The sequence below is a fragment of the Psychrobacter sp. P11F6 genome (assembly GCF_001435295.1).
Classification (GTDB): Bacteria; Pseudomonadota; Gammaproteobacteria; order Pseudomonadales; family Moraxellaceae; genus Psychrobacter.
Window position 1 is genome coordinate 759942 of record NZ_CM003594.1, and the last position, 26444, is coordinate 786385.

At 42.5% G+C, this 26444-nt stretch carries 20 protein-coding genes; 12 read left to right on the forward strand and 8 right to left on the reverse strand.

The genetic code is table 11. The features are described from left to right. Positions 1 to 143: 143 nt before the first annotated feature. From AK822_RS03240 to AK822_RS03250, 3 genes are all read left to right on the forward strand, one after another. Positions 144 to 707, forward strand: coding sequence for a DUF421 domain-containing protein (locus tag AK822_RS03240; RefSeq protein WP_060490539.1), 564 nt, complete (start codon positions 144 to 146; stop codon positions 705 to 707). A gap of 466 nt (positions 708 to 1173) precedes the next feature. Further along, a complete protein-coding gene (locus AK822_RS03245; RefSeq protein WP_045446670.1) occupies positions 1174 to 1923 on the forward strand; it encodes an electron transfer flavoprotein subunit beta/FixA family protein in 750 nt (249 codons plus the stop codon). A gap of 151 nt (positions 1924 to 2074) precedes the next feature. Continuing rightward, positions 2075 to 3007 carry an electron transfer flavoprotein subunit alpha/FixB family protein gene (locus tag AK822_RS03250; protein WP_045446673.1) on the forward strand — a complete coding sequence of 311 codons (933 nt, stop codon included), beginning with the start codon at positions 2075 to 2077 and terminating at the stop codon, positions 3005 to 3007. A gap of 96 nt (positions 3008 to 3103) precedes the next feature. On the opposite strand, the gene AK822_RS03255 is transcribed toward AK822_RS03250, so the two are convergent. Then, a complete protein-coding gene (locus tag AK822_RS03255; RefSeq protein ID WP_060490540.1) occupies positions 3104 to 3898 on the reverse strand; it encodes a TrmH family RNA methyltransferase in 795 nt (264 codons plus the stop codon). Between the two features lie 104 nt (positions 3899 to 4002). Continuing rightward, positions 4003 to 4986 carry a class 1 fructose-bisphosphatase gene (locus AK822_RS03260; RefSeq protein WP_045454425.1) on the reverse strand — a complete coding sequence of 328 codons (984 nt, stop codon included), beginning with the start codon at positions 4984 to 4986 and terminating at the stop codon, positions 4003 to 4005. A gap of 416 nt (positions 4987 to 5402) precedes the next feature. Between AK822_RS03260 and AK822_RS03265 the strand changes: the two genes are divergently transcribed. The 3 genes from AK822_RS03265 to AK822_RS03275 all read left to right on the forward strand — a co-directional run bounded on the left by AK822_RS03265 (position 5403) and on the right by AK822_RS03275 (position 8289). Further along, positions 5403 to 6476, forward strand: a complete 1074-nt coding sequence (locus AK822_RS03265) for an aspartate carbamoyltransferase catalytic subunit (protein ID WP_060490541.1) — start codon at positions 5403 to 5405, stop codon at positions 6474 to 6476. A 90-nt stretch (positions 6477 to 6566) separates the two neighbouring features. Then, entirely contained in the window at positions 6567 to 7748 is a 1182-nt protein-coding gene (locus tag AK822_RS03270) for a dihydroorotase (RefSeq protein WP_060492155.1), read from the forward strand. Then, positions 7741 to 8289 carry a DUF2127 domain-containing protein gene (locus tag AK822_RS03275; RefSeq protein ID WP_060490542.1) on the forward strand — a complete coding sequence of 183 codons (549 nt, stop codon included), beginning with the start codon at positions 7741 to 7743 and terminating at the stop codon, positions 8287 to 8289. Before AK822_RS03270 ends, AK822_RS03275 begins: the two co-directional genes overlap by 8 nt. A gap of 118 nt (positions 8290 to 8407) precedes the next feature. Here the strand turns inward: AK822_RS03275 and AK822_RS03280 are convergent, their stop codons facing one another. The 4 genes from AK822_RS03280 to AK822_RS03295 form a co-directional block, all read right to left on the reverse strand. After that, entirely contained in the window at positions 8408 to 9682 is a 1275-nt protein-coding gene (locus AK822_RS03280) for a cation:proton antiporter (protein ID WP_060490543.1), read from the reverse strand. A gap of 93 nt (positions 9683 to 9775) precedes the next feature. Next, positions 9776 to 11389, reverse strand: coding sequence for a DUF2254 domain-containing protein (locus tag AK822_RS03285; protein ID WP_228139053.1), 1614 nt, complete (start codon positions 11387 to 11389; stop codon positions 9776 to 9778). A 184-nt stretch (positions 11390 to 11573) separates the two neighbouring features. Beyond that, the gene (locus tag AK822_RS03290) at positions 11574 to 14891 is read right to left on the reverse strand and encodes a M66 family metalloprotease (protein WP_372885789.1); all 3318 of its coding nucleotides are present in this window, start codon (positions 14889 to 14891) and stop codon (positions 11574 to 11576) included. Positions 14892 to 15044: 153 nt separating this feature from the next. Then, a complete protein-coding gene (locus tag AK822_RS03295; protein ID WP_087945676.1) occupies positions 15045 to 16586 on the reverse strand; it encodes a YihY family inner membrane protein in 1542 nt (513 codons plus the stop codon). 424 nt (positions 16587 to 17010) lie between these two features. Here AK822_RS03295 and wrbA point away from each other — a divergent pair, with 424 nt between their 5' ends. Both wrbA and AK822_RS03305 read left to right on the forward strand, forming a co-directional pair. After that, on the forward strand, positions 17011 to 17628 hold the full coding sequence (gene wrbA, locus AK822_RS03300; RefSeq protein ID WP_060490546.1) for an NAD(P)H:quinone oxidoreductase: 618 nt from the start codon (positions 17011 to 17013) through the stop codon (positions 17626 to 17628). Positions 17629 to 17690: 62 nt separating this feature from the next. Then, entirely contained in the window at positions 17691 to 18167 is a 477-nt protein-coding gene (locus tag AK822_RS03305; RefSeq protein ID WP_055125291.1) for a hypothetical protein, read from the forward strand. 89 nt (positions 18168 to 18256) lie between these two features. Here AK822_RS03305 and AK822_RS03310 read toward each other — a convergent pair whose 3' ends face one another. Then, positions 18257 to 19027 carry a DUF3108 domain-containing protein gene (locus AK822_RS03310; protein ID WP_060490547.1) on the reverse strand — a complete coding sequence of 257 codons (771 nt, stop codon included), beginning with the start codon at positions 19025 to 19027 and terminating at the stop codon, positions 18257 to 18259. A 538-nt stretch (positions 19028 to 19565) separates the two neighbouring features. Here AK822_RS03310 and AK822_RS03315 point away from each other — a divergent pair. The 3 genes from AK822_RS03315 (at position 19566) to AK822_RS03325 (ending at position 23804) form a co-directional block, all read left to right on the forward strand. Then, complete coding sequence (locus AK822_RS03315; RefSeq protein ID WP_041757514.1) at positions 19566 to 19859, forward strand: co-chaperone GroES; 294 nt, start codon at positions 19566 to 19568, stop codon at positions 19857 to 19859. A 105-nt stretch (positions 19860 to 19964) separates the two neighbouring features. Beyond that, positions 19965 to 21614, forward strand: coding sequence for a chaperonin GroEL (groL, locus tag AK822_RS03320; protein ID WP_045456067.1), 1650 nt, complete (start codon positions 19965 to 19967; stop codon positions 21612 to 21614). A gap of 531 nt (positions 21615 to 22145) precedes the next feature. Further along, a complete protein-coding gene (locus AK822_RS03325; protein WP_060490548.1) occupies positions 22146 to 23804 on the forward strand; it encodes a glucosamine inositolphosphorylceramide transferase family protein in 1659 nt (552 codons plus the stop codon). A 101-nt stretch (positions 23805 to 23905) separates the two neighbouring features. On the opposite strand, the gene yaaA is transcribed toward AK822_RS03325, so the two are convergent. Beyond that, entirely contained in the window at positions 23906 to 24706 is an 801-nt protein-coding gene (gene yaaA, locus AK822_RS03330; RefSeq protein ID WP_060490549.1) for a peroxide stress protein YaaA, read from the reverse strand. 483 nt (positions 24707 to 25189) lie between these two features. On the opposite strand from yaaA, the gene AK822_RS03335 reads away from it, so the two are divergent. Next, positions 25190 to 26356 carry an NAD(P) transhydrogenase subunit alpha gene (locus tag AK822_RS03335; RefSeq protein ID WP_060490550.1) on the forward strand — a complete coding sequence of 389 codons (1167 nt, stop codon included), beginning with the start codon at positions 25190 to 25192 and terminating at the stop codon, positions 26354 to 26356. The last annotated feature ends 88 nt before the right edge of the window (positions 26357 to 26444 follow it).

Genomic DNA, 26444 nt, shown 5'->3' on the forward strand with positions numbered 1-26444 from the left:
CTAAAAAAAAGCAACCTCTTATCAGGTTGCTTTTTTTATGCCATTTTTTTCGCTATAAACGTAAAATCATCAAAAGCATACTGATATTAGCTGTCAGTCATCAGCACTGACTCAAAAAAGATCTAACAAAATAAGGTTGTTTTATGAAGTGGGAGGCATGGTTTTCAATCGATTGGCAGCAAGTGCTGGGTATTTCTCTATCTGCAATCGGTTTTTATTTAGGGTTAATGTTGTTTACAAGATTGATGGGATTGCGAAGTTTCTCCAAGCTCTCAAGCCATGATTTTGCGATGACTGTCGGTATTGGCAGTATACTCGCTTCAACGGTGCTATCAGACACACCGTCATTAATGCAAGGGCTGTTTGCTGTCGCAGTATTGTTTGTGATTCAAGGTGTTATCTCATTTATCAGGCGTAAATTCAAACCGTTAAAATCTCTGATAGACAATCGAGCCATTATATTAATGGCGCATGGCGAGTATTTTAGTGGAAATTTAAAAGAGGCCAATCTCAGTACCAGTGATGTTCAACAGGTTTTGCGCAAGAATGGGATCAAGTCTAAAACGGAAGTATTTGCTGTCATTATGGAAACCACAGGGGATATGAGTGTCATCAAAAACAATGAAGTTACGCCTGACTGGTCATTATTCGATGATATACGCGACAGTGAGTTGCTGATTGGTTCCACTAAAAACAGCAAATTATAGATTTTGAGTTTTTAGTTGTTGTGCTCGATTGTTGTTCTCGATTGATGCTAACGAGATAGATTACAACAATCTATTAAGTAACTATCGTGTTGACAGTGCTAAAAATAGGTGAAACATTGAGAATGTAGGTTAAAGAAGACTGTAAAATTGTGTACTTATAAACTATTTATTATAGAATGGTGACAAATTTATGACGCATTATTCACGGCGTTGTCTTGACCTTATGCCTGTGGTCACGCAAGATACAGGGGTCTGATAATAATGGTTGGCTTAGCTTTAGCAGATTTTATCAATGAGTAGTGTGATACTAATACCATTTTCGGTATTGTTTCTTCTCGCTTAATTAACTACTATCTGTTGACGCAGTAATAACCCTAAGTAGTATTTTGAACGACAGTTTAAAAAAATGAACCTTTGGTTCTTAACTGACAATTTTTAATTCATAACATTAATAAACGAGGAACGTATGAAAGCATTAGTAGCGGTCAAGCGTGTCATTGATTACAACGTAAAAGTTCGTGTAAAAGCTGACAACTCTGGCGTTGATTTATCAAACACTAAAATGTCAATCAATCCTTTTGATGAGATTGCAGTAGAAGAAGCGGTTCGTCTAAAAGAAGCGGGTGTGATTGACGAAATCATTGTTGCTTCAATCGGTCCAAAAGAATCACAAGAGCAAATTCGTGCAGCGTTAGCATTGGGTGCTGATCGTGGTGTTTTAGTGTTGACTGATGACAAGCCGTATCCATTACAAATTGCTAAGATCCTCAAAAATATCGCCGAGAGTGAAGGCACTGATATTATCTTATTGGGTAAGCAAGCCATTGATGATGATAACAACCAGACTGGTCAAATGCTAGCGGCATTGATGGGTATCGGTCAGGGTACGTTTGCATCAGAAGTGAAGGTTGAAGGCGATAAAGTAAACGTGACTCGTGAAATCGACGGTGGTTTACAGACGCTAGCACTTGAGCTACCAGCGGTTATTACCACTGATTTACGTTTAAATGAGCCTCGTTATGCTAAATTGCCTAACATCATGAAAGCGAAGAAAAAACCACTTGACGAAAAAACGCCTGCTGATTTTGGTGTTGATATGGCCTCTAAGCAAGAGATCATTAAAGTTGTGCCACCTGCTGAACGTAAAGCTGGCATCAAAGTGGGTTCAGTGGATGAGTTGGTCGATAAGCTAAGAAACGAAGCAAAAGTCATTTAATGTTTCAATGATTGGATACTTCGCTACGGCATATCCTGTACAAGGCTATAGATTTAACTGATTTATTTTATATAAAATAATAGTTGCTCAAACAGCTTTGTACACAAACAACCGCATGAATAGATGATACGAATAAAAAAGGATTAAAATCATGGCAATTTTGGTATATGCAGAACATGACAATGCCAGTCTAAAAAAGGCAACTTTGAATACCATCGCTGCTGCTAAGCAAATGGGTGATGATATCCATGTGTTGGTTGCAGGTAGTGGTGCTCAAGCTGTCGCTGACCAAGCAGCTAAAGCAGAAGGCGTGACTAAAGTATTATTAGCAGACAACGCTGCTTATGAGCATCAATTGGCGGGTAACGTCGCGCTATTGGTTGCTGATATCGCTGGTGATTACAGCCATATCCTTGCACCTGCTACCACTACTGGTAAAAACTTTATGCCACGCGTTGCCGCTTTACTTGACGTAAGCATGCTATCAGAAATATCTGCCGTCGTAGATGCGCAAACGTTTGAGCGTCCTATCTATGCTGGCAACGCCACAGCAACTGTTAAGACCACAGAAGATAAAGTCGTCATGACAGTACGTACCACGGCTTTTGACCCAGTAGCAAGCGAAGGTGGATCAGCTACTGTTGAGACAATCGACAACGTGCAAGAAACTGGCAAAGCAAGCTTCGTTAATGAAGAGATGGCGAAATCTGATCGTCCTGAATTGACCTCAGCAGGCATCGTGGTTTCTGGTGGTCGTGCCTTAGCAAATGGCGAGAACTTCACCAAATATATCGAACCATTGGCTGATAAACTTGGCGCTGCTGTTGGCGCATCACGTGCCGCTGTTGACGCAGGCTATGTACCAAACGATATGCAGGTCGGTCAAACGGGTAAAATCGTTGCACCAGACTTATATATCGCAGCGGGCATTTCAGGCGCGATTCAGCATTTAGCGGGTATGAAAGATTCTAAAGTTATTGTTGCTATCAACAATGACCCAGAAGCACCTATCGCTAGCGTTGCTGATTATTTCTTAGAAGCGGATTTATTTACAGCATTGCCTGAGCTTACTAGCAAGGTTTAATCGTTATTTAGTGATTAGTTAAGTATAAAAATCCGCTATTATTTATAGCGGGTTTTTCGTATTTGAGAGGTATGTTTTTGATTCAGTCAAACAACATTAGTTATAATTTCTTTGACGTAGCGTTTCATACAAGCATAATGAGCCTGCAATGGCGACATTCAAACTTTCTTGACCATTAGGCTGTGGTAGAGCGATAGGGGTGGCGCACTGCATCAGCTCATCACAAACGCCTTGACCTTCATGACCCATAATCCAAGCAATAGGTTTTTTTAAGTCATGTTGATAAATGACTGTATCAGTATGGGAGCTGGTGGCAAATAGCGGTGTTTGTACATGTTTCAAAACATCTTGCACACTTAGACCTTCATAAATAGTCAGAGCAAACTGAGCGCCCATGCCTGCTCGTAATGTCTTAGGGGACCACGCTTGTGCCGTAGTGCTGGTACAGAGTATGTTCTTGATGCCAACCGCTGCTGCGGTGCGTAATAGGGTGCCCACATTGCCGCTGTCTTGCACATCATTTAAAATCAAGCAGTCATTATCAATCATCGATAAACGAGGCGTTGGTACTTTAATGATTGCCATGATATCGATACCAGTACCTAAGCTACGAATGCTCTCATACAGCGAATTTGATAACGTTAAAATAGGCGTATAAGTAGGCAAGCGCGTCAAAATTTGCTGAACCTCAGGATGGTTGTGCGCAGACTCTGCGAGTAGGATTTGGACAAACGGGTAGTCGCTACGCAGCGCAGCATCGATGAGATGCACGCCCTCAATCACCGTTTGACCTTGCTTCTTCCGCTGCCGCGCTTGCGTTAACAAGGATTTGACAAGTTTAACGGTCGTATTTTTATCTGAGGTAATAAGCTCGGTGGGATTTGCTACCATAGTGGATCGCTTAGAAAAAAATATAAAAAAATTAAACAATCAGTATAAAGTATTACAAATGCTCTGGCTTTATACTGATTATTATCAAAGTAACGTTAAAGGGCTTATTTATCAGCGTAAGTTACATGCAGATTTTTAACATAATCGACTTCATTTTTGCTGCCTAGTACCACTGGGACGCGTTGGTGAATATCGGTTGGCTCTATGTCTAAAATGCGATTGACTGCATCAGTAGCAGCGCCACCCGCACGCTCAATCAATAAGCTCATTGGATTGGCTTCATACATCAAGCGTAATTTGCCCGCTTTATTGGCATATTTGGTATCGAACGGATAAGTGAAGAGACCACCACGACATAAAATACGATGCACATCACCGACCATAGCAGCCACCCAGCGTGTATTGAAATCGCGACCACGGACACCCGTTTCGCCAGCAATTAACTCATCGATATACTGCTGCATGGGTGCGCGCCAGTAGCGGTAGTTTGAAGCATTGATGGCATATTCGCTGGTATCGGCATCGATTTGCACGTTTTCTTGTATGAGTACATAATCGTTAGTGTCAGGGTCTAGGCTAAACATCACGACATGATCGGCGATAGTTAGCGCTAGTACGGTAGAGGTGCCATATAATAAATAGCCTGCTGCTAACTGTTGATTACCAGCTTGCAAGAAGTCGCTATTTTCACTGACTTGACCTTGGCGCTGGTACGGTAAAATAGAAAAGATAGTGCCAACGGCCATATTAATATCGATGTTTGATGAACCATCAAGCGGATCGAACAATACCAACAAACTGCCATCTGCATTGGCAGGGGTAGCATCATCAAGCTCTTCTGAGGCAACGCCTGCACAATGGGTATTTTTCGCCAAAGCATCTAATAATAAGTCATTGGCCAGTACGTCCAGTTTCTTTTGGTCTTCACCTTGGACGTTTTGGTTGCCAGCTTCGCCTAGAATGTCTGCTAGCGCTCCTTTTCTCAATAATTGTGAGATGGTTTTACCCACGTCAGTGACAGTCGTAATAACGTCACTCAGTGCAGGATTGGGTGAATAATCATTGAGATAGTCTGTAAGGGTTGTCATAAGGCTTCCTAATAAATGCTGTTAAAATAAAGGCTACTGAAACTAAGGATTAAATAAGGGGTCGGAAAATCGGTTAGGTCGCACGTTACAGACCTAAATCTGGTAAATTTTTAAATACCTCGCACGGCATCTTTGTCCTGACCACAAAATCAGCTACACTATCATTATTATTATTTATTTATCGTTTGGCTAAGCGGATTTTTGATGATGGTTTTGACAGGTCTATGGCTACTGCCCAAGAGGATGACGATGGCTGTTTTTTACGGCGCTATGTCTCTCACTGCCACTGGGGTAAATTGTAGCAAATAAGTGCCAAAATGTCCTTGTCTCTGTGCTTATCGTCGACTATAAATCGCCAAAAAACGCATAAATAATGATTATTAAATCATATAAACCAACAATAAAGACCTGCCATTATGCCAAATTCTATCGATAGCCGCTCAACTCAAACAGTCTCGCCAACGGATTATGCTAAATTTGATCCTGATACCATTCATGAGAAACTTGATGCGTCGTTGAGTCGTCCGCAGCTGAATGCTGATGGTAGCATTCGCCATTTTTTGGGGGTAGAAGGTCTTAATAAAGCGCAGTTACAGGCGATTATTGCCAAAGCAGAGACGTTTTTTGATGATAACGGACAGCTCATTAACCGTCCTGAGCTCGAAGGCTATACGGTGATGAATTTATTCTTTGAACCATCGACGCGTACCCGTACGACCTTTGAGGTAGCCGAAAAGCGTCTCGGTGCCAATGTGCTCAATATCGATATCGAGCGCTCTAGCACTAAAAAAGGCGAAAGCTTGCGCGATACGCTGTGGAATCTACAAGCCATGACGGCAGATATTTTTGTAGTACGGCATTCAGCATCAGGTGCTGCCCATTTTATGGCAACAGAGGTGACACCCGATATTGCCATTATTAATGGCGGCGACGGCTGGCATGCGCATCCAACGCAAGGGATGCTCGACATGCTCACCATTCATCGTGAAGCACCGCGTCCATTTGAGGAGCTGTCAGTGGCTATCGTTGGCGATATCAAGCATTCGCGAGTGGCGCGCTCAGATATCAGTGCGCTACAAACCTTGGGCGTTAAAGACATCCGTGTCTGTGCGCCGCGTACCTTATTACCGAAAGGCATTGAACGTTTTGGGGTACAAGTCTATGAAGATATGAATGACTGTGTCACGGACTGTGATGTCATTATGGGATTAAGAATTCAAAACGAACGTATCGGCTCGCCGCTGCTGGCATCATCGAGTGAATATTATAAACACTACGGTATTACACCAGAGCGCATGGCATTGGCCAAGCCCGATGCGTTGGTCATGCATCCAGGGCCGATGAACCGCGGTGTTGAGATTGCATCAAGCGTTGCCGATGGCGACCAGTCAGTGATTTTAAAACAGGTGAATAACGGCATCGCTATTCGTATGGCAGTACTGTCGTTAGCTATGGAAGGTCAGCGCGCTCACCAAGCTGAGAGCAAATAATCCTCTGCCTCGCTGTTTTATATTTATTTATCCCATTTTATTGATACGGTAATAACGCTCATGACAACTATGTTAAATATGGATGCACCGATAATTAACCATCTTCCTCAATCATTTAAAGACTCACTATCAAGTGCTACAGCAGATAAGTTGGCTTCACTCGAAGCTGGGCGTGAAATGTGGCTACTGCCGCCTTTGGTTGATTTGTGCGCCCGCCTACGTGAACCGGGTCAACAACAACATGGCACTTTGGAGTCAGAAGGACGCGCTGCTCGTGGCAATGGTTTTCTGCATGTGGTCATTCCGCCTGATACCAATCCTATCTTAGAGAACGGTTCATTATTAAAGGGCTTACGTGAGCGCGCGCTTGGTGATGGCGGCATATATTTGCATGTTTTAGGTGCGTTGACTGCTGGTTTAGAAGGCGAGCGTCCATCAAATATCGCTGGGCTTAAAAAAGGCGGTTGTATAGCCGTTTCTAATGCGCGCCGCCCTTTTCGCAATGATTTAGTATTACTGCGTACACTGGAATACGCCGCGACTTTTAATATGAAAGTATTCTTTTATCCTGATGAACCAAGTCTATCTGGTGATGGCGTGGCGCATGAAGGTTATATCGCGTCATATCATGGCTTGCAAGGGATTCCTTGGATCGCTGAAACGGTTGCCTTGTCAACGCAGTTGCTAATGGTTGAAGAAACAGGCATTGCTGCTCACTTTAGTCAATTATCCTGTAAATCTTCAATCGAATTGATGCGCTGGGCAAAAGATAAAGGTCTGCCCGTGACTTGTGATGTGGCGATGCATCAGTTGTATTTGACCGATGACAATTTAGAGGGTTTTAATGCTCAAGCCTATGTATTACCACCCCTGCGTAGTAATACCGATCAGCAAGCCATCCGCCGTGGTCTAAAAGATGGCACCATTGATGCGATATGTAGCCATCATGAACCATTGAACAGTACCGCTAAAAAAGCCCCATTTGCTGAGAGCACACCAGGCATCTCAAATTTTGATACCTTTATGGCGCTGGCTTGTCAGCTAGTCAATGATGAGGTGTTAACCTTAGAGCAACTTGTCGATAAAATTTGTCTCAATCCGGCAAAAATTGCGGGTATCAGTGAGCAGTATGAGAGTATCGGCGGCGCTGTACTGGTTGATCCAAACCTCGAATGGCAAGTAACCGCCCAATCCATGCTGTCCAATGGTAAAAACACCCCATTCTTTAATCAGCAGTTGCAAGGCCGCGTTGTGGAGACTTTCTTTGGCTAATTTGCCTAGGCAGGATGATAGTCTGCAACCATCCTCGAAGGATAACGATCATCACTTGCACAACCAAACCATCAAGTCGCACGGTACTGCCAGTGAATCTATCAAAGCGGTAGCAATCTATGAGGTGGTTAAAGGGGTCGGTGCACTATTAGGGGCGGGGGCTTTATGGTCATGGCATACTGACCTTGAGCATTGGCTGACGACAGCGACTGCTTCTTGGCAACAGACTTTTGGACAGCTACTGGCACCGCAAGTTGACAGTGCAGTACGGATTGCCCAGCAGGCAAGTAAAAACTGGTCATTATTCTTGTTATTAATCTTTGCTTACGCTAGCCTACGTTTTCTTGAGGCTTATGGCTTATGGCAAGATAAAACATGGGCGTATTGGTTTGGTGTGCTGGGTTATGGGGTGTTTATTCCTATTGAGCTTTACTATCTAATCGTTAGCCCATTTGATTGGTTTAAACTTGGGATATTAGTCTCGAATCTTCTTATTGTGGTCGTGGTCTATCGTAATATGAAGCGTAAAGGCTTGATATAAAAAGGGCTTATTATAGTGCCTATCAAAAAAACTGAATGTGTATGAAAAAGCCAGCATAAGATAGTATCTTATGCTGGCTTTTTTTTGCTAAAACGATTGGCTTAAAACTGGTTACAAATTATGGCTTTGCTGTACTCTTATCAGTGCGAATGCTTTTGGCGACTTTGCCAATACTCAAACCTTGTACCAAGATAGAGAATATCACCACTGCATAAGTGAGTGCCAACAAGATATCGCGTTCGGTTCCCAGCGGCAGCTGCAATACTAAAGCAACCGAAATACCCCCACGTAATCCGCCCCATGTCAGCACTTTCCATGCACCAGTCGGTAAATCGAGCTGACGATGAAAGGTTTTGGTCGTCATACCTACAACGATAAAACGCGCAAGTAGGGTAATGACAATCGTCAAGCCAGCGGCGATAAATAAATTACCCGAATAAGCAATCATCACTACTTCTAAACCGATGAGTACGAATAAAATAGCATTGAGAATTTCATCAATTAATTCCCAAAATAAATCAATATAATGCCGTGTTTTATCGCTCATCGCCAATGCTCGTCCGCGATTACCAACCATTAATCCCATCATCACCATGGCGAGTGGTCCTGATAAATGCCAATGGCTGGCGAGTGCATAACCACCTATCACACCAGCAAGCGTTAATAACACTTCTTCTTGATAGCTATCGATACTTTTCAGCATGTAATACAAAATCGCCCCAAGTACTAAGCCAAAAATAATGCCGCCACCAGCTTCAACCGCTAAGGTATGCGCCACATAATTGGCGGTTGGGATATCACCACTGGATAAAATCCCTAGCAGCAATACAAAGATGACGACGCCGATACCATCGTTAAATAATGATTCACCCGCGATGACCGTTTCTATACTTTTTGGCGCGCCAGCCGATGAAAGGATGCCCATCACGGCAATGGGGTCGGTCGGTGATATTAGAGCACCGAATAGCAAACACCAAAGAAACGGCAAACCGAAACCAAGCAGCGGCAGCATAAAATAAAGCGCCGTGGCGATAAGCATCGCAGAGACGATGGTACCGACGCAAGCAAGGATACCAATAGGCAGTTTATAACGTTTTAAATCGCTGATATTGACGTGCAGCGCCCCTGCAAATAACAGCATAGAGAGCATGCCATCTAATAAGACTTCGGTAAAATCAAGCTGCTCTAATAAGCTTACTTCATAATCAATCAGCTGATCAAATCCCAAAAATCCCAAAAATATCGCGCCAATAGATAATAAAATGGAGATAACCATCACGCCAATCGTGGTCGGTAGGCCAATAAAGCGATGGTTAACGTAAGTTAATAGGGCTGTGATTGATAAGAATATCGCGCTGATTTCAAGTATGGTTAGGCTACTGGTAGGGGCCATGAAAAAATTCTCAAGTGAGTTTAAAATTGTCATAAGCTTAGCGCTTACAAACACTAAATAGGTTTGATTTTAGTTTAGTTATCGTTTGTCTTTTTATTTTGATTGCGTTTGTAATGCTTGGCGAATATGGGTGTCAAACGCGCTAACATAGTCAAAATACTGATGATGAGCATCGTTGCTAAGTATGAATTGTTGGGCTTGTTGGCACATCGCGCTCAAGTCATCTATCAGCTCTTGATAGCTTAGGTTTTCTTCTCCTGCGCGCTCAATCAGTTTTATCTCATGCAATAAGGTTTGCTGCTGTGCGTTATTTACGCGAGCATAACTTAGATTGACCATCGCCTGACATAGCGCTTTTAAGACCATCAAATCTGCTGCTGCATACCGACGTATCTCGCCTAGTGATGTATTGATAAAATCAGATATTTTGGGAGTATGAGTAACTATGGCTAATATCGCCAAGCGTCGCTGGTCAACTTCGGCTTTCGATGAATCATCGTTTTGTGCTGGTGTATAAAAATGATAGGGACTGGGCGGCTGACGACGCATCATAATACTTAAGCAACTGGTCAGTGATTGTACGCAGTTGACCGCTGTTTTTGGATCATTGATACCAGGCGATAAGGCGCGGACGGCGATTTCAGTCATTTGTCCCAAGCTATAAGCAATATCGTTAGAATGAGCCAGTCGTTGTTCGATACGTATACAGCCGGCAAAGCGTTGCCAAAAAATTCCGTCAGGCGCGCGCGGCACAACAGCTAAAGATGGTGTCGCTGTTTTTTGTCGATTATTTGGATGACCTGCTGGACGCTGGTAAAAGTAGCCGATGACGTTTTTGTCAGTGACATAATCGCCAAGATTAATACGCATTTGCACCACGCCGCCATAGTCTTGTGTCAGTGTAATCAGCGACTCAAGGTAAAATTGTTGGACATAACCTGAGCTTGGTGGATAGATGGGCATCGCTGACCAGTGATGAAACTGTTCAATGTCATGATGTTCTATATCGCGTTGATGCTGGATATCGCAATGATCGCGATACCAATAGTGAATATTATTAATCGCATCATTGCTGGCGTTTTGAATCACATGTGAGGCTTGAATGGCATGTACCATATGCTGGACAAAGTACACCAGCAAAAGTGCGCAGATAATTGCCATAATAATGGCAAAGGTGACAGCAAGCTGTGGCACACCAAAAGCCACGTCATATTTATGGATGGATTTTAACACTAATAAACTATAACTAAAGGTTCCAATAAACGCCCCCAATACAAACTGGTTGGGTGTATCGGTTAAAAAATTGCGCAATAGCCGTGGGCCAAATTGCGAAGAGGCCATCGACAGTACCGCGATTGTAATAGAAAATGTCGTGCCTGCTACGCCTAATACTGCGCCTGCGATGGCAGTCATGATAGCGCGCGCAGCATCGTCGTCACCCGTAAAAGCAAAGGTAATCTCTCGGACTGTTTCGCGGTCAAAGTGTTGATCGATAGTGACCAATAAAGGCGCTAGCAATATCCCGACGATGACGCACGCCGTTGGGATAAACCAATAAGAGCCAATAAGCTGCTGCCATAAGTTTCTTAGTCGATCAGGCATATCGGTCAGTGTCTGTAGCGACCATAACTGGGCAAACTGCTTTAGTCTGTGCGTTATTGTCAGCAATGCAGAGTTAAACCAGCCACTTTCAGGGTGTCTATTCAATATTATATGCTCCACAAATGACCTAAAAAGCGACCCATTTTTTATTACTAAGCTAGGATTTTATTTGGCTAATAAAACCTCTTAAGAGTAAATTACCTTACCATATAAGCCACAAAGATTAAAAACTTAGTAAAAAATAAGCCCCTATCATAGGAGCTTATTTTTAGCATGATGGATTGTTTTGTTAACTGACTAGATTGTCAATCCAAGTGCTTATCGCAGTGCTTAGTTTTGCTAATACTGAAGGCTCTTCTTTACTATCTAAACTTAATGACCGCGCTTGCATTTTACCCATCGTCACTGGTTGTTTTTGCATACTATCCACAATTAATGGTAGGTTGTTACCAGCGGTCCCTAAGATAAAGCTTGGGTTTTTAGTCAGCGTTGTCCACTTTTGATTCCAGCCACCACTACAATTGTAAGTAATTAAGCTTCCGCGATTATCTACTAAATTACCAGTACGCAAATCAAAGCATTTGTTGCCCTGTTTGATTTGGTCAGCACCGTTCATCTCCCAAACTTGCGCTGGCGAGTCCAAGCTACAAGCGCCTAAAACGACCCAAGAACCTTGTTCCGTTAAACACTGATCTAATGCCATTTTGCTGTGAATTTTACCTTTAAGATCGTAAATCCACTGTTCAGAGTCATCACCAGTACAGCCACTTGGGCCGCTAATAAAGCTATTTAACTTACCATCTTCTAGAGTTTCAACTTTAAGGCAGTTGTTGCCATTACGGATAGTAGTCACATTATCTAAAGGTTTGTCATCTTGTAGCTCTAAATCTACAACAAACTTTTGAAATTCGGTAAGTGCTTCAGGCTCTTTTTTGATTAAATCCGTACGATAGACATTGACCCAACGGTTTAGACGATTTAGAGTTTCTTGCTGCTTCTCATAACGCTCTAATGTTTGGAGTGCTAAAGGGCTAAGCTCATCACGATACTCTTTGTAAGAATCATATAACAACTGACCGTTGGCGTCTAAACTAATAGTCGAATTTTCTGCTTGAGCAAGAAGTTTCTGCTCTAAGATTGGCAATTCTACCTTTCTTAGTGCCGTATAGCCCTGTTCTTTACCAAAGGTAACCGCGGGTTTAATCGCATCACTATATTGACGAATATCAATGGTTGAAAGCTGTACTTGTGCTTCATTGACCTTTTTACAGTACAAATCTACTTTTTTCGGGTTGTCTGCAATCGCTAAATTAACATGGAACTTATTGGCGTTACTGGTCATTCGATTAGGAGCCAACGCAATATCATTAATCGTGTTATTACTATAAGTAACGCTTAACCAGCAGCTTGCTGATTCAAGCGAGTTATTCGGTGTCGGTAACTCAAAAACGTTGCCCCAGTTACCACGTGCTTCTGGATAAATGATGCCTTTTTGCGCGACAGGGTCATAACCGCCTAAAATGGTGAATACTGGCACGCCTTGTAAGCGTGGTTTTAAGTAATTACCGTCGGTACTGTTGTACCAAACGTTTTTGGATTCTTTCCACACTTTAGGCTGGATGACTTCCATCTTTCTAAGCTCAGCATTCCATTTCTTATAGCCAGTTGGTGAGTCAGCGTCAAATATTGCTTTATCAAATGCTGGCTGTATCTTAATTTTTGTACTATAACCCGTATAGTGAGTATAGTTTGAATAAGCGCCACTCTGTGATCCACCAGACATCGCATCGCGACCATAGCCATAGGTGGCTAAGAAAAGAGGTTTACCAGTGAGACCATCACCCTCGACCTGTCGTGGCCAGTCTAAGTTGCTGCGCATTTTGTTTCTGACGCCATTATAGCCCCAGCCACTATTGGCATGATGCTCGGCCCAAAAGAAATCGCCGTTCTGTTCACCAGGATAATGACCCAAGCCATAATGATGACCGATTTCGTGGCTGAATTCATTACCTTGAGAGTCGATTAGGGTCAACATACCATTACCGCCGCTTAAGCCGTGGTTATATTCACCATTCTTATATTTACCGCGAGCGTGATGCGCATTGACGTTCTGGGTCAATTGCGGTTGCTCTTGACTTTGCATTGAAGCACTGGTGACGCCCCAATTGGCTAAATTAATGCCAACACCAAAGGTTGATTTCGCGGTGTTTTCGCGCATATCACCAGCATAAACGCCAGCATCATTTGAGTCACTGACTGAATCATAAATAGTGCCATTGGCGACCATTACTCGTTCGAGCTTCATGTCATCATAGCTAGCAACGGTCATTTGTGCTGCTGGAATGGTTTGGAAGTAATCTGAACCCGCTCTTTCTGGATCGCGTAGCATATAATGACCCCAAGATTGAGGTGCATCCGTTAACATGCCCAGACGGATATTGGTCAATACCAACTCACCAGGGGCGGCAAAATCTATGTTATCTTCTGACAATTCACCGCTACGATTTTGGTCATCCATAATGCGAATTTTGAGACCACCTTGTACCTCATCCCAGTTGAGTTTGGTTGACCAAGCACGCTTACTGTAAGCAACGCGTGCGCGCTGATCAGTGTTAGTCTGATCCGTGTCTGGGATTTGAGTCGGATCGGCTAAATTGATAGTTCGTAATAAAACCCCGTCTTTGTAAATTTCAGCCGCTAATTTATTAATGTCACCCATTTCAAGCGTAGGCGTCACTAATAATAACGCCTCTTTTTCTGCCGTCAGACGCGGCATATTTTTATCTTCGTTGCCTTGTGGATCAACGGTATGATTCTGCCCAAACTGTATCATCGCTTGAAAATCGCCAACCAAGTCCGGACGAATAGTACGAATTTCTCCCGCTCTACCATCGTGATCAAAAAACCCTAATAAATAAAAATCAGCGATGTCCTTTTTGGGTTCTGGATATTTGATAGGCGTACTTGGCCCAATTGGTGTAGCAGGAATGCTCGTTATTGGTGGTTTAACAGGCGTACTTGGCCCAATTGGCGTAGCAGGAATACTCGTTATTGGCGGCTTAACAGGCGTACTTGGCCCAATTGGCGTAGCAGGAATACTCGTTATTGGCGGCTTAACAGGCGTACTTGGCCCAATTGGTGTAGCAGGAATGCTCGTTATTGGTGGTTTAACAGGCGTACTTGGTTCAAGCGGCGTAGCAGGAATACTCGTTATTGGCGGCTTAACAGGCGTGCTTGGTTCAAGTGGCGTAGCAGGAATACTCGTTGCTGGCGGCTTAACAGGCGTGCTTGGTTCAAGTGGCGTAGCAGGAATACTCGTTACCGGTGGCTTAATAGGTGTACTTGGTTCAAGTGGCGTAGCAGGAATGCTCGTTGCTGGCGGCTTAATAGGAGTACTTGGCTCAAGTGGCGTAGCAGGAAGACTCGTTACTGGCGGCTTAACAGGCGTAGTGACGGGTGGTTTAACAGGCGGCGTTTCTACTGGTAGATTAACGGTTGGTGGTACAAGTGATGATGTGCTGCCATCACCTTCACCACAAGCAGAAAGCATAATGGATACGACACAAATGCTTAGCGCTTTTACTGGAAATGCTATTGTGTTTTTCAATTTATTGCCCTAATAATAGTTTAAGGCAATATAACAGCTGTGTTAGCATCTCGTACGACTTTTGTTCGATGTATAATAATAAGTTATATTACAACCTCTAGTGAAAACTAATTTTTATTATTTGATATGCCTCATTCATTACTAACGCTTTTCTTAATTTGTTTTTGGGTTATCTGATTCAGTAATGATATCGCCTTTATAATTAAAGAGATTACCATTGGTTTTAGCTTGAGAGTCATTCAAATCTTTAGGAATAAGAATCTCATTATCCTGCTCATCGCATTCAATATCACTGTCTTTATCATAAGCTATTGGGTCAAAGTGTGGGGTGTCTTTGATCGGCTCATTCTTGTCTAATGCTGCAGTGGTCGCCGAGGTTTTTCTAAATAAATTTGATTGACCGCCTTTGATGCCTTTTCCATTAGAATCAGCTTTTTTACGTGGCTCACTATTGGCAAAAATAGCATTTAACGGTAGATCTAACTGTTGCTTGGCATAAGCTTCCGTATTTTCAAAACGGTTGACTAGCAAGCTAAGCCAAGGTTTTTGATCCTCTGGCCCCATCTCATCTAGCTCATCTTTGATAGGTAAGGGGTAAGGTAGGGTGCGATAAAAATCCCATAATGTCATTTTGCTCAAATCTCTCTTGAGCACATAATCATTATCTTCAGTCATGGTGATTAAATTGCTGTCTTGCAGATAATTAATATAGGTATACCATTTTGGTAGCTCTTTGCGTCCTAGCACATTACGTAGCGCTTGTTCGCTTACCGCTTCCCCTTTTAAATGATGGGTATAAACGAGGTTTAGCATATCGAGCAAACTTAGGAGCGGGTGGCGTGGATAGACCTCTTCAGTCTCAAAAATCGTCAAGGTATAGCTAATCTCAACACCTAATAGAATTAAATTCCACGACAAATATATCCATAATAAGAAGATGGGCAGTGCCGCAAAAGCCCCGTAAATCGCTTCATAACTAGTGAAATTTGCCATTACTGTACCAAACAGGTGCTTCATCAGCTCGAATACGATAGCGACGAAGAGACCAGCAATGGCTGCATTTTTTGCGGGTACGCGTGCTTTTGGGATGAACCAGTACATACCAATAAAGCCTGCGACAGTGATACCAATGGATACGGCTTGTACCCAAAAAGACCAGTCAATGCCATAACCAGCAATTTGTCGGTTTAAAAAACTCAAACTTTGTACCGCGCTTGAAGCAAGAAATGCCGTACCCAGTACTAACGGTCCTAACGTGACGATGGTCCAATAGCGCAGCATACTTTTCATACCGCCAGAGCGATTTTCTACCCGCCAGATTTGGTTAAAAGCGCGCTCAATAGTTGTTAACGTCATAATGGTCGTAAAAAATAACACCATTGCCCCAATGATGGTTAGATTTGAGGATTTTTCAGCGAAGCTATTGATATACTCACTGACCTGCATACTTGATTGTGGTAGTAAGTTACTATAAATCACTTCATATATCTGTGCTCTAACGGACGCAAGTGCGGGTACAGAAGATAGGATCATCAATAGGACGGTTAGGACGGGTACAATTGACAACATAGTCGTGTAGGTCAGCGATGCCGCTTTTTGCTGGCAATTGTCTTCAAAAAAGTGCCGAGTCAAGAATCGTAAGAATTGAAACCAGCGTTGATGTAAAAACGGGATTTTTTTTGATAAGTTTTCCATATCGACCATTTAGCAGGTGTTTGAGTGACAGTAGTGTAACAAAGATAAGCTGTTACCATCTGCGGTTTAATTGTGTCAAAATGCACAGCAGCAACCTCTCTAGCAGGTTATTAGCGACAAGGTGTACCAAGGCTGTTTGCATGTCGGTGAATGACTGGGGCATAATATATGCCTATATTGCAGTATCTGTCACAGATTATGTATATAGTCATTCCACTATAAAATTATTACAGCGTTAACCTCGCTTGAAGTATTAAATATACATCTACACTCGGTTGCCTTGTACTAGTACTATTTTTAAATTGAATCGACTATAGCTACATAATCAGTAAGGCTTTACGCTAAAGAAATAGACTGCATAGAAGCTGTTGTAGGTAATTGGAATCAACAATAACATTCATGGTTTTATGAGGAAGTATTGCTAATGAGTCAGACCGCCCCTTATGTTTTGGTGCTCTATTATTCAAATTACGGTACGACTAAGACATTGGCTTATGCTATCGCTCAAGGTATTGAGGATGCTGGTATGACAGCCCGTATCCGTACTGTACCAACGGTTGCACCCGAGACCACGTCGAGCAAGCCTGCGATACCTGATGAAGGTGACTTATATTGCACTATGGACGATCTAAAAGACTGTATGGGTTTGGCGCTTGGTAGCCCGACGCACTTCGGTAATATGGCTGCCCCCATGAAATATTTTTGGGACAATACGGTCACTATTTGGCTGGCAGGTAATTTACAGAACAAACCTGCTGCTGTATTTACTGCGACCGGCTCGATGCATGGCGGGCAGGAGACAACGTTGCTGACCATGATGTTGCCGTTGATGCATCACGGCATGATCCTTGTTGGTGTGCCTTATGCTGAGCCTGCGCTTAATCGTACTCATCGTGGTGGCTCGCCTTATGGTGCCAGCCACGTGAGTGGGGCGTTGCATGATCAACCCGTCTCAGCAGATGAGCGCGAGTTGGCTATCGCCCAAGGTCGGCGCTTGGCTATTAGTGCTACTGCATTGGCGCAAGCTAACTGGACTCGCTAAGCGGATTTTTATAGCATGCAACGTCTTATATAACGCTATTAATTAGGAAGTAAATATATCTAATGGTCACAAACCGCTCCGATAGTGAGATAAGCGCACCAGCCAAAAAATCTGCCAAAGCTGCTAAGCTTAAAAAGCCAATTACGCCCATTCGTCAGCGCTTGATGGTGACTTGGCTGATTTGGTTGGTTTATAGACTGCTTGGGCTACCTATTTTTATCAATGTTTTTAATCCCAGTAGTCCTGATGTCATTGGCGGTATCGCCTGGCAAGCATTATGGCTAGTGCCAGCATTTATTTTGACGCCCGCGATACTACGGGGTCGTTCGCCGTATGTGCTATTGATAGGCAGTATGCTTACCTTGGTTTATTTGGGGGCGAGTGGTGTGGTGCTGTTTACCCGCGTTTACGGCAGCAGTTGGGCAGAGATAGTGGTTTATCTGCTTGATTTTGTCTTATTACTGGCAATCAATATTTGGTTATTTATTCTACTAAAGCGTCTTCCTTCAATGAACAACGTCGTTAAGCAGCCACGTTAGTTGATTTAGCGAAGTTTAAGACAAAAAAAGCGGCGCTCTATTTAGAGCGCCGCTTTTTTTATGCTATTTCTGCTTATTTAATAAAAAGCTTAATTTACTTTGGTTAATTCTAAATCCATCTTTTTGCCATCATTAATTTGGCTAACTTTTACTGGTAGGTAATCTAAGCTTGGTGCGAGCCAAAAACTGGTAGAACGACTATTGTCATCGTGGATACGGTCGACACGTACGGTATCAAATGTGCCAGCTGGAACGGTAATCTTGGTGTTACCAGATTTTTTGAAAGGGGTTTTCTCTATCTTGTCTTTTTTCGCCATGTAATAGTTGCCAGAGAATTTACCGTTCAACAAATCTTGGCGAATTTGCACTTCCAAACTTAAATCATCAAAAGCTTGTTGTGCCATGTTCATGGTCGTCGATTTGCCTTTATAGTTGCTCACTACCTTTTTACTGCTTGGATTGAAGTCTAATTTGTGCGTGCGACCAACGCCTAATAGCTTATAAGTGGTGCTGGCTTGAGTCGGAATGACATTATTACCGTTGATGGTAAAAGTGCTGTTTTGCGAAGCACTTGCAACACCTGCCACCCGAGCATTGACATTATATTTCCAAGTATTACCAGCTTTTTCCAAAGTACGAGTGGCAGTACCTTTATATTTGTCTTCAACCGTAAAGCTGTAGTTGGCGCTTGAAGGTTCGATATTCTTTGCGCTGGCAAGGGTAGGTGCAGTCATACTTATCGCTCCAATCGTAGCAATACTGGCTCCAGTGGTTAGGGCGGTTAAAAACTTAGACTTGCTGCGTTTGGTGTTATTAGTATCGGTTGTTAACGACTTTTGATCGTTTGATAAAAAACTCATGGACATTCCTTAATTGCTATTTATGGCATTGCTTATAACTATTGTTATTTTCTCAAGGACTATAATGGTCATGTCCTGCTATCTTTTCAAGAGTGCCAGCTGTCCCTGTGGTGTTGCTATTGTAGTCAAGGTTGCTGGCATCGAGCGCGATATCATCAGGCGTCAGTTGCTGTAACTTGAGTAAGCAGGAGTAAGGTAATCGGTCAGTTGTAAATGATATGCTGTAACTTATCGGTGTTGAAATTTGGCACTCATATGGCTGCTTTTAAAATCTTGCTAAGACCTTTAATACGGTGCAATCCAATCAAATGACTGTTCATAAACGTCATTACCAACTAAATAATTCACGATATGCAAAATTCTTGTAAATTTTTGGGCTTTACACTTGAAGCTAACTCACTTTGCCCCCACTTTTTGATACAAGCTCAAAGCTTATCTTTAGAATGCTGTTTTAGGCAGTAATGCCTATAGATATTGGTATTGAGACCATTAATTCAAATAAACCCTTACTGCAAATAACCAAATTATTGGAGACATATTGATGAATATTCGTCCTTTACATGATCGCATCGTTGTCCGCCGTATAGAAGAAGAAACAAAAACGGCTGGTGGTATCTTGCTTCCTGGTTCTGCTCAAGAAAAACCTTCACAAGGTGAAGTGCTAGCAACTGGTAACGGTCAGATTCGTGACAACGGCGAAACTCGCGCGTTAGATGTAAAAACTGGCGACAAAGTCTTGTTCGGTCAATATGCTGGTCAAACCGTGAAAGTTGACGGCGAAGAACTATTGATTATGAAAGAATCTGATGTATTGGGTGTGTTAGAAGGCTAGTCCTTTTTGAGTATTTTTATACTCAGCGCATTTTGACAACATTATTGAAAAATCATTGAAACATTTAATTGCATTCTCATACTTATCATAGTGGAGTAATTTAACATGGCAAAAGACGTAAAATTCGGCATTGATGCCCGTAAACAAATGATGGACGGTGTAAACGTTCTAGCAAACGCTGTACGCGTAACCCTAGGCCCTAAAGGTCGTAACGTGGTTATCGATAAGTCATTTGGCGCGCCTACCATCACTAAAGATGGTGTTTCGGTTGCCAAAGAAATCGAGCTTGAAAATAAATTCGAAAACATGGGCGCTCAATTGGTCCGTGAAGTGGCTAGCCGCACAAATGATGTCGCTGGTGATGGTACGACGACTGCGACTGTATTGGCGCAATCTATCTTGCAAGAAGGCATGAAGTCAGTTGCCGCTGGCATGAACCCAATGGATCTAAAACGCGGTATCGATAAAGCGGTTCGCGCTGCTGTTGAGCAAATTCATTTGCTGGCTACACCAGCTGACGATTCAAAAGCGATTGCTCAAGTTGGTTCTATCTCTGCCAACTCAGACACCAAAATCGGTGAGCTAATTGCTCAAGCGATGGAAAAAGTCGGTAAGCAAGGCGTTATCACTGTTGAAGAAGGTTCAAGCTTTGAAGATACCTTAGAAGTTGTCGAAGGTATGCAGTTTGACCGTGGTTATATCAGCCCATACTTTGCGAATAAGCAAGACAGCTTAACCGCTGAGTTTGAAAACCCATATATCTTGTTGGTTGATAAAAAAATCAGCAATATTCGTGAAATCGTGCCATTACTTGAGCAAGTGATGCAGCAGAGCAAGCCATTGCTAATCATCGCTGAAGACGTAGAAAACGAAGCATTGGCGACATTGGTTGTCAACAACATGCGTGGCGGCTTAAAAACTTGTGCCGTAAAAGCACCAGGTTTCGGCGATCGTCGTAAAGCTATGTTAGAAGACATCGCTACCCTAACTGGCGGTACTGTGATTTCTGAAGAGATTGGTCTAAGTTTAGAGACTGCTACTCTTGAGCAACTTGGTACGGCTAAAAAAGTCACTGTCGGTAAAGAAAATACCGTGATCGTTGATGGCGCTGGTAACTCTGCTGACATCGAAAATCGCGTTGAATCTATTAAACGTCAAGTTGAAGAATCAACGTCTGATTACGATAAAGAGAAGCTTCAAGAGCGTATGGCTAAACTGGCAGGCGGTGTTGCCGTTATCAAAGTTGGCGCTGCGACTGAAACTGAAATGAAAGAGAAGAAAGACCGTGTTGACGATGCGCTACATGCGACTCGTGCAGCGGTTGAAGAAGGCGTTGTACCTGGTGGTGGTGTAGCCTTGGTTCGTGCAATGAATGCATTGTCTGAGCTACGTGGTGACAACGATGACCAAAACGCGGGTATCAATATCTTACGTCGCGCAATGGAAGCACCATTACGTCAAATCGTTACCAACGCTGGCGAAGAAGCATCAGTAGTAGTAAACGAAGTGAAGAGTGGCAGCGGTAACTACGGTTACAACGCAGCTTCTAGCGAATACGGTGATATGCTAGAGATGGGTATTCTTGATCCAGCTAAAGTAGCTCGTTCAGCGCTAGAAAATGCAGCATCTGTTGCAGGCCTAATGCTAACGACCGAAGTCATGATTACTGATTTGCCACAAGGTGATGACGGTATGGCTGGCATGGGCGGTGCTGGTGGAATGGGCGGTATGGGTGGAATGGGCGGCATGATGTAATTTTACTTCTGCTACAAAGCGATTTTTTTTCGTCAGATGTGCTCAATGTACAATAGGTACTATTTTTGCGCATCTTCCTCGACAAATCGCTTTTCGCTAGAATTATGATTTTGTTATAAAGTGTATTTGCTCATTAGAAGCTCTGTTATCGGAAGATAGCAGGGCTTTTTTTTGCCTAATTTTTATAGCGCTACTCATTGGTATATGAGGTATTCACGGTTTTATATACATTCATTTGATAGTGCTAGATAAGTGTTTTATGTTTGGAAAGGTTGCCAATTGACAGACATAGTGAGGGCGTTGATGTTTCCCAGACTCAGTGGTGACACTCTACCTACTATTTACTCATGGTCTTTGATGCATTTCTAAAAACTTCAACAAGTACAATGCCAATTAGATCGACAAAATCGACCTGACATTATCAAAAGCATTGAATATATAAAGTTTTTTTATATATGTTATTATTTAAATGTAATTAATAAATATAATCAATGGACTGATACTTTATCAAAGGACAATTGAGCATGTGTTATGGCTGTCCAGCCACAAACTCTTGTGCAATTCAAGGTGATGATGATGAAAAAAATTAGGCTTGGGATTCTCATCGAAGAGGAAGCATTGGCATGGTATAAGTTCAAACCATTAAAATCTCTCGTCGATGAAGGCAAGGTTGAGGTTTGTATTGCTGTCCAACGGGATAAAAAACAAGCGTCTCACATGTCTCGTCTATCCAAAGTTATTCCTTCCATTAATCAAACGTTATTTTCTTTTCTTTCTCGAAATAAGAGTAATAGCAAGCGTTATTCTATTCATGACTTGGTGGCTAATGGTACGATGCCCATCGTAATATCAGTCGCAAATCAGGATAAAATTTATGATGAGATTGAGGATTCAGTGATTGAGAAACTTGAAGCCGCCAATCTAGATTATCTGATCAAATTCGGCTTTCGAACCTTGGCAGGGAGAGTTCTGAGTGTTTCAAAAAAAGGTATTCTGTTATTTCGTTACGGCGATGAAACCAAACAAGGACGCGGATCAGCATTGTATTGGCAGTTTGCTGAACAATGGGAGAATAGCGTAGTCACGCTACATCTATTAAATGAGCGTCTTAATGGTGATAAAGTCGTTGGGAGAGGGTATGGCTCTTTATTTTACTGGGACTATAATTTAACCGAGCATAAATTAAATGGTGTCACAGCATCGATATTGTATTGGTATTTCCATAAAAATAAAATTGGCGTTAAAGATGGAGATTCGACGAATTTAATGCTTGACGATGCAATTTATGAAGAACTCCAGCAACTGACTGCCATACGGCATTTGATGGGTTTTTTTAAAAACTATACGATAAAGACTTTCTATAAGAGTCTTTATCACAATAACTGGAGTATTTTGATTGGTTCTATTGATCAGTCGATGCAAACATACACTGAGCTATTGCCTGAAAAAGGATGTTTTTGGGCTGACCCTTTTTATATTGAGCGAGATTCAAGGCGTTATATATTTTTTGAGAGCTTAAATTATAAAGAAGGTGTCGGCCGCATAGAGTGGGTGGAGCTGGATGAGCACCATCAAGTTATCAATTCTGGACCAGTCGATTTAGGTATTAGCTCTCATTTAAGCTTTCCTAATGTATTCGAGCATGAAAACGCTGTATATATGATTCCAGAAGCCGCCAAGACCAATTGTATTAACCTATTAAAAGCGACGGATTTTCCGCAGAAGTGGGAAAAAGTTCATGAGTTGGTGTCTGGGGTTCAGGCAGCAGATAGTGCCGTTATTGAGCACAATGGCTTATGGTATCTTTTTACCACGCATGGTTCAATTTCAGTTCTTACGATGGATTTAGAATTGCATATTTATACGTCTGATAAGTTGGAGTCAGATAACTGGACCATTCATCCCTCTGCGCCTTTAAAAATTGACGTGCGTGGGTCACGATTAGCAGGTGCACTATTTAAGAGAGATGGTCAGCTGTTTCGTACGGCTCAAGATGGCACTATTAGGTATGGGCGTAGAGTGGCTTTGTATCTGGTAGAAGAGTTGACACCGACATCTTACAAAGAAACCTTTGTGCGTTATATCGAACCCAATTGGGAAAACGAGATCGATCGTCTCCATACCTATAACGTATATGATCAAACTGTCGTACTTGATGTTTCAAGAGATAAATTGCGCTTTACCGTATAATCATTGAGAGGTTTTACGGCAACTAGTGATAATATTTTTTCGAAAAACCCCGATAGGCTCAGCATATCGGGGTTTATTTATACAAATTAGATTTTTTTAAACTACTGACTGGCTGCATCCCGTCTAAACGTCCACGTTTTATCATCAGAAGCCTCTTCACAGTAATAATATCCCGTCAAATCAAATTGCTTTAGCTGCTCAGTATTGGTCAGCTTATTATCAGCAGCATACTTCACCATCAGTCCACGTGCTTTTTTGGCATAGAAGCTAATCACTTTGTATTGACCATTCTTTTCATCTTCAAATCGTGGCGTGATAACTTCCGCATTCAGCGCTTTCTTCTTGACCACTTTGAAATATTCATTTGACGCCAGATTAATCAAAATATTATCATCACTATCTGCCATACGTGCATTAATAATGGCAGTTACTTTCTCGCCCCAAAACTCATAAAGGTTATCACCACGTTCATTTTTCAGTTTGGTACCCATCTCTAAACGATAGGGTTGAATTAAATCGAGCGGTTTCAGTACGCCATATAATCCAGACAAGATACCCAGGTGCTTATTGACGTAAATGGCGGTGTCTTTATCCATGTGATACATATCAAGTCCAGTATAAACATCGCCATCGAATAAATAACCTGCAGGTTTGGCATTGTCTAAAGTAAAGGGCTTATCGTTGCTCCAACGCCACTCTTGATTGCGCTTGGCATTGAGCTGTGCCAAATCATCAGATATGCTCATCAGTTCTTGTAAATCAATCGGTTCTTTTGATTTTAAGTTTTTCATCAATGCTTGCGCATGTTTGATGAGCTCTGGTTGACTATAATATTTGTCTAAGTTCACTGGCACCGCATCTTTCTCATTTAAAGATTTGGCAGGGGAAAGTAAAAAATACATCGTCATTCCTTATTATAGTGAGTCAATGGGTATTCTATTTATGTATCAAGTTTTCTTATTATACGATATGCAGCATTGTATCTTGACCTACCCGTCGTTATTTCGTGTTTTTTAACGTTATCCTTAAAAAGGACAGATATTTGAGTGATATAAGCCGATAGCTTGTCAAGTCTAGCGTTTAATTGAAAAGGAAAAATTTTTAATATAACAATAAAAGTTATGCAGATGGTGTAAATGCCTAACTTTTTATTTTACTTGTGGGTCATCATTAGGCAATGAAAGTTGGCAGATGATGTCTCTATAATAAAAAGGCATGATGGCAAAGTCGCTATCATTTATTAAATTGATAATCTTTGGTCGTGATTTTGAACCAACCATGACCAAAGGTTTTTTTGTCCCCTATGCTTTTTAAATGTGCGTTGAGGGTGTTAAAGGTAGTCGTGAGACGTAAGTATAGTCATTAGACGTAAGTAAGGAGACGGTATGAAAATCGGTGTAATCAGTGCAGATATCGCGAGCGAGAGCCGTGTAGCGATAACCCCAGACGCAGTCAAAAAATTGCGTAAGCTTGGGTTTGAAGTCGTCATACAGTCAGGTGCAGGTCAAGCAGCGTACTATGCTGATGAGTTGTATCAGGCTGCAGGTGCCGATATTGCCAGCAGCAGCGCCGAGGTAATCACACAGTCTCGAATTATTACCACCGTCAATGACTTACCTGCTGCAGCTATTGAAGGCTTAACGTCAGGTCAGATCGTCATTGGCATGCTCGACCCATATCGTAATACTCAGCTTGATACTTATGCGACCAAAGGTGTCACTGCCTTTGCGATGGAACTTTTACCTCGTACATTGTCACGCGCACAGAATATGGATGTACTGTCATCGCAAGCCAACCTTGCTGGTTATAAAGCAGTATTGCTAGCGGCCAATGAATACTCGCGTCCTTTCCCGATGTTTATGACCTCAGCTGGTACGGTTAAGCCTGCCAAAGTCGTTATTCTAGGTGTTGGGGTTGCTGGCTTGCAAGCGATTGCGACAGCCAAGCGTTTAGGCGCAGTGGTAGAAGCCAGTGATTTACGTCCAACCGCTCGCGAGCAAGTGGAGTCACTCGGTGGTAAATGGCTGGATGTTCCAATGAGTGCAGAGGAGGCGGAAACAGCCAAATCTACAGGTGGCTATGCGTGGACACCATCTGAGCAATATGTCAAAGATCAAGCGGCTGTCGTAGACAAAGCCTTGAGCAATGCGGATATCGTCATTACCACAGCGCAGATTCCTGGTCGCAATGCCCCGCGTCTGGTACACGGTGCAACCCTTGCCAAAATGAAAGCAGGTTCCGTGCTAATCGATATGGCTGCTGGTACTGGTGGTAATGTTGAGGGCAGTGTGCCTAATGAGACCATTACTACAGACAACGGCGTACGTATCGTTGGTGCTGCCAACATCCCATCGATGCTCGCCGCGCAGTCTTCAGATTTGTATGCCAACAATTTGGTTAACTTTATCACCACATTAATTGCGCCTGCTAGCGATGACGCGTCAGCAAGTGACGCATCAGCTAATTTGGCACTTAAATTAGACATGGAAGACGAGATTCAAGGCGCACTGGCAGTGACACATGACAGTCAGGTACGACTAGCCAAACGCTAAGTTTTAACTGCCTTTCACTACACATTTGCCAGTAACGAATAAATTTTTAGGAGGATTAGATGATTGCCACTATTTTAGCGGCAGCGCC

Excerpts from the sequence above, each read along its gene's own strand:
- groL (WP_045456067.1), top strand. The coding sequence starts at position 19,965 with ATGGCAAAAGACGTAAAATTCGGCATTGATGCCCGTAAACAAATGATG.
- AK822_RS03240 (WP_060490539.1), top strand. The coding sequence starts at position 144 with ATGAAGTGGGAGGCATGGTTTTCAATCGATTGGCAGCAAGTGCTGGGT.
- wrbA (WP_060490546.1), top strand. The coding sequence starts at position 17,011 with ATGAGTCAGACCGCCCCTTATGTTTTGGTGCTCTATTATTCAAATTAC.
- AK822_RS03335 (WP_060490550.1), top strand. The coding sequence starts at position 25,190 with ATGAAAATCGGTGTAATCAGTGCAGATATCGCGAGCGAGAGCCGTGTA.
- AK822_RS03265 (WP_060490541.1), top strand. The coding sequence starts at position 5,403 with ATGCCAAATTCTATCGATAGCCGCTCAACTCAAACAGTCTCGCCAACG.
- AK822_RS03295 (WP_087945676.1), bottom strand. The coding sequence starts at position 16,586 with ATGGAAAACTTATCAAAAAAAATCCCGTTTTTACATCAACGCTGGTTT.
- AK822_RS03305 (WP_055125291.1), top strand. The coding sequence starts at position 17,691 with ATGGTCACAAACCGCTCCGATAGTGAGATAAGCGCACCAGCCAAAAAA.
- yaaA (WP_060490549.1), bottom strand. The coding sequence starts at position 24,706 with ATGTATTTTTTACTTTCCCCTGCCAAATCTTTAAATGAGAAAGATGCG.
- AK822_RS03325 (WP_060490548.1), top strand. The coding sequence starts at position 22,146 with ATGGCTGTCCAGCCACAAACTCTTGTGCAATTCAAGGTGATGATGATG.
- AK822_RS03255 (WP_060490540.1), bottom strand. The coding sequence starts at position 3,898 with ATGGTAGCAAATCCCACCGAGCTTATTACCTCAGATAAAAATACGACC.
- AK822_RS03310 (WP_060490547.1), bottom strand. The coding sequence starts at position 19,027 with ATGAGTTTTTTATCAAACGATCAAAAGTCGTTAACAACCGATACTAAT.
- AK822_RS03280 (WP_060490543.1), bottom strand. The coding sequence starts at position 9,682 with ATGGCCCCTACCAGTAGCCTAACCATACTTGAAATCAGCGCGATATTC.
- AK822_RS03245 (WP_045446670.1), top strand. The coding sequence starts at position 1,174 with ATGAAAGCATTAGTAGCGGTCAAGCGTGTCATTGATTACAACGTAAAA.
- AK822_RS03260 (WP_045454425.1), bottom strand. The coding sequence starts at position 4,986 with ATGACAACCCTTACAGACTATCTCAATGATTATTCACCCAATCCTGCA.
- AK822_RS03250 (WP_045446673.1), top strand. The coding sequence starts at position 2,075 with ATGGCAATTTTGGTATATGCAGAACATGACAATGCCAGTCTAAAAAAG.